General features: G+C 68.0%; 7 protein-coding genes and 1 pseudogene. 5 read left to right on the top strand and 3 right to left on the bottom strand.

Translation table 11 applies throughout. From position 1 onward, the window contains the following. Positions 1-511: pseudogene (locus GX015_RS09225) on the top strand (hypothetical protein); the annotation flags it as partial. A 69-nt stretch (positions 512-580) separates the two neighbouring features. Further along, entirely contained in the window at positions 581-2623 is a 2043-nt protein-coding gene (gene pknB, locus GX015_RS09220; RefSeq protein WP_291344577.1) for a Stk1 family PASTA domain-containing Ser/Thr kinase, read from the top strand. 136 nt (positions 2624-2759) lie between these two features. On the opposite strand, the gene GX015_RS09215 is transcribed toward pknB, so the two are convergent. Beyond that, positions 2760-3425 carry an aminodeoxychorismate/anthranilate synthase component II gene (locus tag GX015_RS09215; RefSeq protein WP_291344574.1) on the bottom strand — a complete coding sequence of 222 codons (666 nt, stop codon included), beginning with the start codon at positions 3423-3425 and terminating at the stop codon, positions 2760-2762. A gap of 175 nt (positions 3426-3600) precedes the next feature. Between GX015_RS09215 and crgA the strand changes: the two genes are divergently transcribed. Continuing rightward, complete coding sequence (gene crgA, locus GX015_RS09210) at positions 3601-3870, top strand: cell division protein CrgA (protein WP_291344573.1); 270 nt, start codon at positions 3601-3603, stop codon at positions 3868-3870. Between the two features lie 704 nt (positions 3871-4574). Here the strand turns inward: crgA and GX015_RS09205 are convergent. Further along, complete coding sequence (locus GX015_RS09205) at positions 4575-5111, bottom strand: peptidylprolyl isomerase (RefSeq protein WP_291344572.1); 537 nt, start codon at positions 5109-5111, stop codon at positions 4575-4577. Between the two features lie 261 nt (positions 5112-5372). On the opposite strand from GX015_RS09205, the gene GX015_RS09200 reads away from it, so the two are divergent. Further along, positions 5373-6536, top strand: a complete 1164-nt coding sequence (locus tag GX015_RS09200; RefSeq protein WP_291344571.1) for a hypothetical protein — start codon at positions 5373-5375, stop codon at positions 6534-6536. A 924-nt stretch (positions 6537-7460) separates the two neighbouring features. After that, positions 7461-7895, top strand: a complete 435-nt coding sequence (locus tag GX015_RS09195) for a tautomerase family protein (protein WP_046650963.1) — start codon at positions 7461-7463, stop codon at positions 7893-7895. Positions 7896-8405: 510 nt separating this feature from the next. Here GX015_RS09195 and GX015_RS09190 read toward each other — a convergent pair. Then, positions 8406-8646: hypothetical protein (locus tag GX015_RS09190; protein WP_291344569.1), on the bottom strand; the 241-nt coding region annotated here is incomplete at its 5' end.

The raw sequence follows: 8646 nt of genomic DNA, 5'->3' as shown, positions 1-8646 counted from the left end.
CGCCGCGGGTGGCCGCGCATCGAGCCCCGCGCCCCGCACGTCCGCCGCCCCGCGAACGCAGCAGCATGCGCCGCGCCGCAAGAAGAGCAACGCCGGGCTGTGGCTGACGCTGATCCTGCTGCTGGCGGTCCTCGCCGGCGCGGTGTGGGTGCTCATGGGCCAGATGTCCGATCGGGGCACCGGGGGCCCGTCGTCGAGTTCCGCGACCACGACGACGGAGTCCGTCACGGAGGAGTGGACCGGACCGACCGGCACGACCGACGAAACTCCCCGGGAGACCGTCACGCCCGAGGAGCCGACCCAGACCGAGACCACGACGCCGGACGCTCCGGAAATCCCGACCCTGCCGGGTCTCGAGGATCTCCCCGGCCTCGGCGGGGGCGGCGGCAATCCGGATCCCGGCGCGGGGACCGATCCCGGTGCCGGCGGCGCGGGCGGCGGAGGCGATCCGTCGCTCAACGGCGCACCCGCCGTGCCGGGCCTTCCGCTTCCGCCCGGATTGGCGGGATGATGGACGTGCCACGATGATTTTCCACCAGAACGAGAACCAAGTGCAGCACCTGACCGAAGGGAGTCTCCGATGACCACCGGCGACGAACTCCTCTCCGGCCGTTACCGGCTCGGCGGGCTCATCGGCGTCGGCGGCATGTCCGACGTCTTTTCCGCCAACGACACCCTGCTCGGCCGCGAGGTCGCGGTGAAGATGATGCGCGCCGATCTCGCACGGGACGAGAACTTCCTCGAGCGGTTCCGTCGTGAAGCGAAGAACGCGGCGTTCCTGAATCACCCGGTCATCGTGTCGGTGTTCGACACCGGCGAGACCGAGGGCCCGATGGGCACCGTGCCGTACATCGTCATGGAGCTGGTGCAGGGCGAGACGCTGCGCGACATCGTGCGCCGCGAGGGCCCGATGGATCCGCGCCGCGCCGCGTCGATCCTCGCGGACGTGTGCGACGCGCTGGATTTCTCGCACCGGCAGGGCATCATCCACCGCGACGTGAAGCCGGCGAACATCATGCTCACCAACACCGGCGCGGTGAAGGTCATGGACTTCGGCATCGCCCGCGCGCTGGGCGATTCGACGACGATGACGCAGACCGCGGCGGTGATCGGCACGGCCCAGTACCTGTCGCCGGAGCAGGCGCGCGGCAAGGCCGCCGACGCCCGCTCGGACATCTACAGCGTGGGCTGCGTCCTGTTCGAGGCGCTGACCGGGCAGCCGCCGTTCACCGGCGAAACGCCCCTGTCGGTGGCGTACCAGCATGTGCAGGACGATCCCCCGTTGCCGTCGAGCCTGGTCGAGGGGCTTTCCGACGATGAGGGGACCGCCCTGGACGCGGTCTTGCTGACGGCGATGGCGAAGGATCCCGCCGAGCGCTACGACACGGCGGCGGATTTCGCCGAAGAGCTGCGCCGCATCAGCCGGGGCGAGGTCCCGCTGGCGGCGGTGCCGCATCTCGACGACGACGATGACCCGGCCGACGACCGCACCCGCGTCGGCGCCGCCATCCCGGCCGCCGCGGCCGGTGCGGGCGCCGGCGCCGCAGGTGCGAGGGCACGGCGGGCGGATGCCGCGCCGGCCCGTCGCAAAGCCGACGAGCCCGCCCCCCGCGAACGCGGGGAAGAGAAGAAGAAGGGCGGCCTGTTCGCGACCGTCGCGTGGCTGGCCATCGCGGCACTGCTGCTCGGCGCGGTCGGCGTGGTGTCCTACAACCTGTTCACCGACACCGGCGAGTCCGAGTCCGTGGCCATCCCGCAGGTCGAGGGCATGACCGCGGATCAGGCGCAGAAGATGCTGGAAGACGCCGGATTCGTCGTCGACCGTCGCGACGAGCCGCACCCCGACATCCCCCGCAACTTCGTGATCGGCACCGAGCCGACCTTCGGGTCCGGCCTGCCGGAGGGGTCGACGGTGGTGCTGAAGGTGTCGTCGGGACGCGAGATCACCGACGTGCCGGACGTGCGCGACAAGCCGGCCGAGGAGGCCCGCCGCCTGCTCGAGGAAGCCGGGCTGCAGGTCGACCCCGTCCTGCGGGAGGAGGCGTCGCCCGACATCCAGCGCGGCCACGTCATCGACCAATCGCCCTCCGCCGGGGCGCAGGTGTCGAAGGGCACCCGCGTGAACTTGACGGTGTCCTCCGGCCCGGAGACCCGGACCGTGCCCGACGTGACCGGCCAGAACCTCGAATCGGCGCGGGCGACGCTCGAGTCCGCGGACTTCGTCGTCCAGGTCACGGAGATCGACTCCACCGAGCCGCAGGGCCGCGTCCTCGAGGTCCCGCAGGCCGGCGAGCGCCTGGCCACCGGGTCGACCGTCGAGGTCCGGGTGTCGCGCGGCAATCAGATGCGCATGCCCGACGTCCAGGGCCGCAAGGTGCAGGACGCCGAGCGTGCCCTGCGCGACGCCGGGTTCACCGGCAACATCGACCGCCGGACGGTGACCACCATCGATCCGACGCGCGTGGACACCGTCGAGTCGCAGCGCCCCGGCCGCGACGCGGTGGTGAACAAGGACGGCGACGTCGAGCTGTCCGTCTACGTCCTGGGCGTGGGCAACCCGCCGGCCGACGAGGGCGGCGGCATCGAATTGCCGGTGCCGGTGCCGGGATTGCCCGAGAATTGAAGGTGGTAGCCACGTAGGCGCCGCCGACGACCGGGGCCCGGTCCCTCCAGTGGAGGGGCCGGGCCCTTTCGCGTGCGCGGTATTGGCGCGGTGTGCGTGCGTGCGGCGCGCGTGCGGCGCGGACGCGGTGTGCGGCTCAGCCGGCGACGACGTCGTCGAACGCGCGCTGGTAGCCGGCCTGCTCGTCTTCGAGCTCGGCGAGCAGGGCCTCGGGGTAGGAGCCGCCGGCCTCGGCCAGCCAGTTGGCGAGCATGCGGTGCCCGTACTGGGTGAGCACCGACTCCGGGTGGAACTGCACGCCGTGGATGGGCAGGTCGCGGTGGCGCATGGCCATGAGCATCCCGGAGGGGGTGTGGGCGGTGGCCACGAGCTCGTCGGGCAGCGTCGACTCGTCGACGGTCAGCGAGTGGTAGCGGGTGGCGATGAACGGATTGGCCAGGCCGCGCAGCACGCCGGTGCCGTCGTGGGACACCGGGGACGTCTTGCCGTGGAGGAGCTCGTCGGCGCGGACGACGTCGGCGCCGAAGACCTCGCCGATGGCCTGATGGCCCAGGCAGACGCCGAGCAGCGGGGTGCCGGCCTCGGCGCAGGCGCGCACCATGGCGGGGGTCCGCCCGGCGTCGGTCGGCGTGCCGGGCCCGGGAGACAGCAGCACGGCGTCAAACTCGCGGGCCACGGACGCGGGGTCGGCGAGGCGGTCGTCGTCGTTGCGCCACACGGTCGTCGACTCGCCGAGCTGGCCGAGGTACTGGACCAGATTGAAGACGAAGCTGTCATAGTTGTCGACGACGAGGATGCGCATGAGCCAGAATCATACTGGTAGATTGGTCGCGGACATGGGCCGGGCGGCGTTTGCGCCCGCGCCCGGCACCTCCAGAGCACGACCAGAGCGCGACCGCTCGCAGAACACCGCACGACCAGAGCACGCCCACCGCATGCCGGGTGCGTGACCGACTACTCGATGGAATGGGGATCCGATGCCCAAGGCAAAGGTGAATCGCACGACCAACGCGCCGGCCGGCGGCTCCGGGGTCAGCCGCACCCCGGTGAAGATCAACACCACCCAGACCCCCACCTGGTACAAGGTCATCATGTTCGGCCTCATGGCCGTCGGTCTGCTGTGGCTGGTGGTCAATTACATCGCCGGTCCGGCGATCCCGTTCATGCAGCAGCTCAACGCGTGGAACTACGTCATCGGCTTCGGCATGTTCGTCCTCGGCCTGCTCATGACCATGGGGTGGCGCTGACGCCCCGCCCCCGCTTTTCCCACGCCCCGCGCCCAGTGCGCGGGGCGTTTTCGTTTGACCTGGTTCGGGGGTGCTTCACGACGTCGCATGTCCCCCCATTTCGGACATCAGACCGGGGGTTTTCGCGATCTGGACTCCGGCGACCAGTGCTGTATCCATCCACAGAAAACTGTGTATCAACGGTGTAATTTGTGGATGAATGTGGATCAGCGGCTGTGGAGACCTGTGGATTGATTCGGCGCGATTTTCCGTAACGGGGGTCGCGGAAGGGCCGTTGAAACTGTCCACATCATCCACACCCTGTGGACAACCCTGTGCACAACAGCGCCCAATACCCCTGTGGGTCTCGGCGTAACCGTGTGTTCACGTCGTTTTCAACTGGTTCGCACGCTTTTTCGTAAATTACAACAGTGGAATTATCCACAAGTGTGGACATCCCTGTGGAGCTTTGTGGAACGTCGGATCGGGTGGACGTGGGCGTCGTAAAGCGCCCGAAACGTGGACGGAGAGGTGGAGGGAGGATCTGAAGAACCATCCACAGGGTTGTGGATATGTGGATCGGCGCCCCTCCCCCGATGGCCCCTGAAGTACACATTGAGAGTTCACTCGAGGGTTGGCCGACATGCGCGCACGAAAAAACGCCGGCGGACGCTATGTCCGCCGGCGTTCATGCCGGATGCCGCCCGAAGCGGCGCGTGGCTGTCTTACTTGGCGACGTCGATGCCCGTGATGACGACCGGCTCGACCGGGCGATCCCAGTGATCCGTGGCGACGCGCGCGATGTCGTCGACGACCTTGCGGGACTCGTCATCGGCGACCTCGCCGAAGATGGTGTGGTTGCCGTTGAGGTGCGGGGTCGGCACGACGGTGATGAAGAACTGCGAGCCGTTGGTGCCGCGGCCGCCGCGCTTGCCGGCATTCGCCATGGCGAGCAGGTACGGGCGATCGAACTGGAGCTCCGGGTGGATCTCGTCGTCGAAGTTGTAGCCCGGGCCGCCGGTGCCGGTGCCCAGCGGGTCGCCGCCCTGGATCATGAAGCCGGCGATGATGCGGTGGAACACGGCCTCGTCGTAGAACGGGCCCGACTCGGTGCCGGAAGCGTTCTGGCCCGAGTACTCCTTCGTGCCCTCGGCGAGGCCGACGAAGTTGTCGACGGTCACGGGGGCGTGATTGCCGAACAGGTCGATGACGATGTCACCGTGGTTGGTGTGGACGGTTGCGGTGGCGGTCTTGTTAGTCACCTGGCCGAGGATACCGGCGATTCGGCGGCGGCTTCAATGATCGGCGACCGTCGGCGCGCCCTCGCGGGCCGATGCGGCGGCGGGCGGGGCGGGTGAACGACGGGCCGATCACGATCCGCCAACAACTCGCCGGACCGCCCACCGGCGGCGGCGGAAACGAATACGCTGGATGGTGAACACCGTGCCATCGCACGCCCGAAACCCCATCGGTCGCGCGCTGGGCACGGAGATTGTCCACACTGACGAGGAGAGCACCACACCATGTACCCCAGCACCGTTTCGCTGGCTCTCAAGGGCGCCAAGTCGGCTTACGAGGCTTACGCCGACTACCGCGACAAGAAGGCCGCCGAACTCTACGACACGATGCAGGATGCCAAGAAGGTCGCCGAAAAGCGCAACAAGGAGACCATGAAGAAGGCGTCGGCGCTGGCCGACGACGCCCGTGGCCAGCTCCAGTCCTTCGGCGATGACGTCGCTTCCGAGGCCGAGGCCCTGCGCGACAAGGCCACCGACGGCGTCGCCGACATCAAGAAGGCCGGCGCCAAGAACCGCAAGCAGTCCGCCAAGAAGATGGCGTCGCTGCGCAAGGACGCGGAGAAGAAGCGCGGCAAGGCCCGCCGCGACGCCAAGAAGGCCCGCAAGGACGCCGCGAAGCAGGCCGCCGCGACCCGCAAGGACCTGGCCAAGCGCGCCAAGTCCACGCGCAAGGACCTGGAGAAGAAGGTGCAGCAGACCGCGGACAAGCTCTCCGGCAAGGAGGCCCGCCGCGCGAAGTCCGGCCGCATCGCCACCGGCTCCATCGTCTTCGCCGTCGTCGCCGCGGTCGTCGCCGCGATCGTGTGGAAGCTGAAGTCGGGCGACAAGCTGCCCGTCGACCCCGCGCCGGTGAAGCAGAAGGCCGCCGAGGTCAAGGACACCGTGGCCGCGAAGGCGGGCGAGGTCAAGGACGCCGCCGCCGCGAAGGCCGCCGAGGTCAAGGACGCGTCCGCCGAGAAGGCCGCCGCCGCGAAGTCCACCACGGCCGGCGCCCAGGCGGACGCCGCCGACAAGCGCGCCGATGCCGCCGAGGCCGCCGCCGACAAGGCCGACGAGGCCAAGAAGGCCGCGGAGGCCAAGGCCGCCGAGGAGCGCGCCACCGCCGAGAAGAAGACCCAGGAGGCCAAGGCCGCCGAGGAGGAAGCCGCCAAGGAGTCGCAGAAGGAGGCCGAGAAGGCCGACGCCGACAACGCCACCGACGGCGACGTCTCCGGTGACGTCGCCCCCACCGAGGTGAAGGTCCAGTCGGAGGTCAAGGCCCCGAAGGCGAACGCTCCGAAGCCGGGCGCGGCCAAGGGCAATGCCCCCAAGCCGGGCGCCCCGAACCCGGCCCAGATGCCGGAGCGGGTCGACGAGGCCCCGAAGCCGATCATCGACGACGAGAAGTAATAGTCGGCCGCCGGGAAACCGGCGGCGGTTGGCATCCGACACCGGTTTTCGGAACAACCACCGAACGGCACCGGCACCGAACGACTCCGGCACCGAACGACGAAGCGGCGTCCTCCCGAATTTCTCGGGAGGGCGCCGCTTTCGTATATCCACGCTTTCGGGCCACTTTTTCACGTGGATCACGTCGTGAACGCCACCAATCGCCGAGGCTTCGGCGATTTAGTTGCATCAAATCACCGAAGCGTCTGCCGTTACTGTCGCTCGCCCCTTCGAAAGATCGAAACCCGCCTAGTAGTCGCGAATCCCCAATGAGCGGAGAGCACGATACCCCGACTGCGGCGGCCGAAAAGGCGCTGTGGGGATCTCTCACTTAATCCCAGGGTGAGGGTCGAGTTCATTGGGTCGCCACGCACCTGGTCGCCGCGCAATGTGCAACTGCACTCGGGGGAAACAGACTCAATCGTCGGGTCGGTGACGCACCGCAACTGAAGACGTCAATCCGAACACCAACGATTCCGCGCTTGCGTGTGCGGAGTCGGAACACCCCGGGGTCGGCCGATCCGAGTGACCCGGCCCAGCGTGCGACATAAGATGACCCGGTTGGCGATACACCGTCCCGGAGGAATTTTCGTTTGCTCGCCCGCCATGAGCAGGGCGGCCGTGAGCTTGACGTTCATCTCCCCGCGTCCCTCAGTGCCACTCGATGCCACCTATCGAGGCGCAGCAGGACGTACCGACAGGTGAGAGGAAATGCGGGACAGCTTGATGGCATAGCGGTTCCCCGCGGAGTCGAAAAGCGGCCAAACGCAAGATGGACCGCCTGGTGAGCCGCCCGCCTGAAAGCCTTTTCGACCAGCGCAAGGCCTCTCGATTCTGAATTCGGGCACGGTTGACCGGCCCCAATCCGACTCCTATCCTCGCACCATGCCTACATATACCGTGCGGACTTCCACCGGGCGCCTCGGTCCCGACGCCCGCGCCTCCCTCGCCCACGCGATCACCTCAGCTCACACCGTGGCCACCGGTGCGCCGGGGTTTTTCGCTCAGGTCGTTTTCGAGGAGGTCGACACCGACCGGCACTTCGTCGGGGGCACCCCGATCGCCGACGAACTGGTGTTCGTACACGGTCAGATCCGTGCCGGGCGCACCCCCGAGCAGAAGGTCGCCCTGCTCGACGCTCTGAGCGGCGTCGTCCGCGAGGTCTTGGGCGTGCCGCGCCGAACGGTGTGGGTCTACCTAGTCGACCTGCCGCCGGCGGACATGATCGAGTACGGGTACGTTCTCCCCGCGGCAGGGGAGGAAGCTGAGTGGTTGGCGTCTCTCGACGACGACACCCGCAGCTATCTGGCCCCGGACTAATCCCCGCGGATCGATTCAGCCTTCATGTACGAGGCGCGGCATGAGCGCGCTGCATGGGCCCGGAGCGGCGGTGTCGTGATGCGCGATGTTCGTCACCTCAGGCCGGCGGCTCGACGCCGTGCGCGCAACACGATGCCCCCGCCAGCGCACTGGCAGGGGACATGAGTTGTGGAAGCAATGGAGCGTTGCGGGAACAGGCGACATCGGGTTGAGAGGCTTGTTTCCGCGTGGAATCAAGGCACTCGTGAGGATGCCGAGCCCGAAGGCGAGGCCGATGACCCTCTGATCGGCGCGTCGGCGGAACCAAAGAAACGACCTCGAACACGACTCACTGACGAGGAAGTGGACGCTATGCGAACAGCCCGCGCCAATGGTGTCAGCGTCAACGCGATTGCTCATCACTTCGACGTCCACCGGGGCACGGTATGGGCAAAGACGCGTCCAGCGTGAGCGGCTGCTACTCGTGGGTCGAGTAGTCGTCAGCGAGGCAACGCGGTCCTACCGGCCCGGCTACTCCGGAACACTGACCTCCGGTGTAGACGGCACCACTGGTGACGGAGCAGCGCCGAGGAAGTAGGCATCGGCTTCGGCAAGGGTGTGGAGAATCTGTTCCTCATGCACGCCGATAGATCGAGCGAGTTCGATCGAGCCTAGGAGTTGGAGTTCGACGTTCGCGGTGATGTCGAAGGCGCGATTCTGGAGGTCGCGGTAGTAGTCGTGCTCCGCGAGGATACGAACGTATTCGGCCTGG

The sequence above is a fragment of the Corynebacterium sp. genome (assembly GCF_012837295.1).
Lineage (GTDB): Bacteria > Actinomycetota > Actinomycetes > Mycobacteriales > Mycobacteriaceae > Corynebacterium.
This window is presented reverse-complemented; position numbering and strand designations above follow the sequence as displayed.

What these genes read in the sequence shown, in the direction of transcription:
- GX015_RS09200 (WP_291344571.1), top strand. Translation starts at nt 5,373, where the DNA reads ATGTACCCCAGCACCGTTTCGCTGGCTCTCAAGGGCGCCAAGTCGGCT.
- pknB (WP_291344577.1), top strand. Translation starts at nt 581, where the DNA reads ATGACCACCGGCGACGAACTCCTCTCCGGCCGTTACCGGCTCGGCGGG.
- crgA (WP_291344573.1), top strand. Translation starts at nt 3,601, where the DNA reads ATGCCCAAGGCAAAGGTGAATCGCACGACCAACGCGCCGGCCGGCGGC.
- GX015_RS09195 (WP_046650963.1), top strand. Translation starts at nt 7,461, where the DNA reads ATGCCTACATATACCGTGCGGACTTCCACCGGGCGCCTCGGTCCCGAC.
- GX015_RS09215 (WP_291344574.1), bottom strand. Translation starts at nt 3,425, where the DNA reads ATGCGCATCCTCGTCGTCGACAACTATGACAGCTTCGTCTTCAATCTG.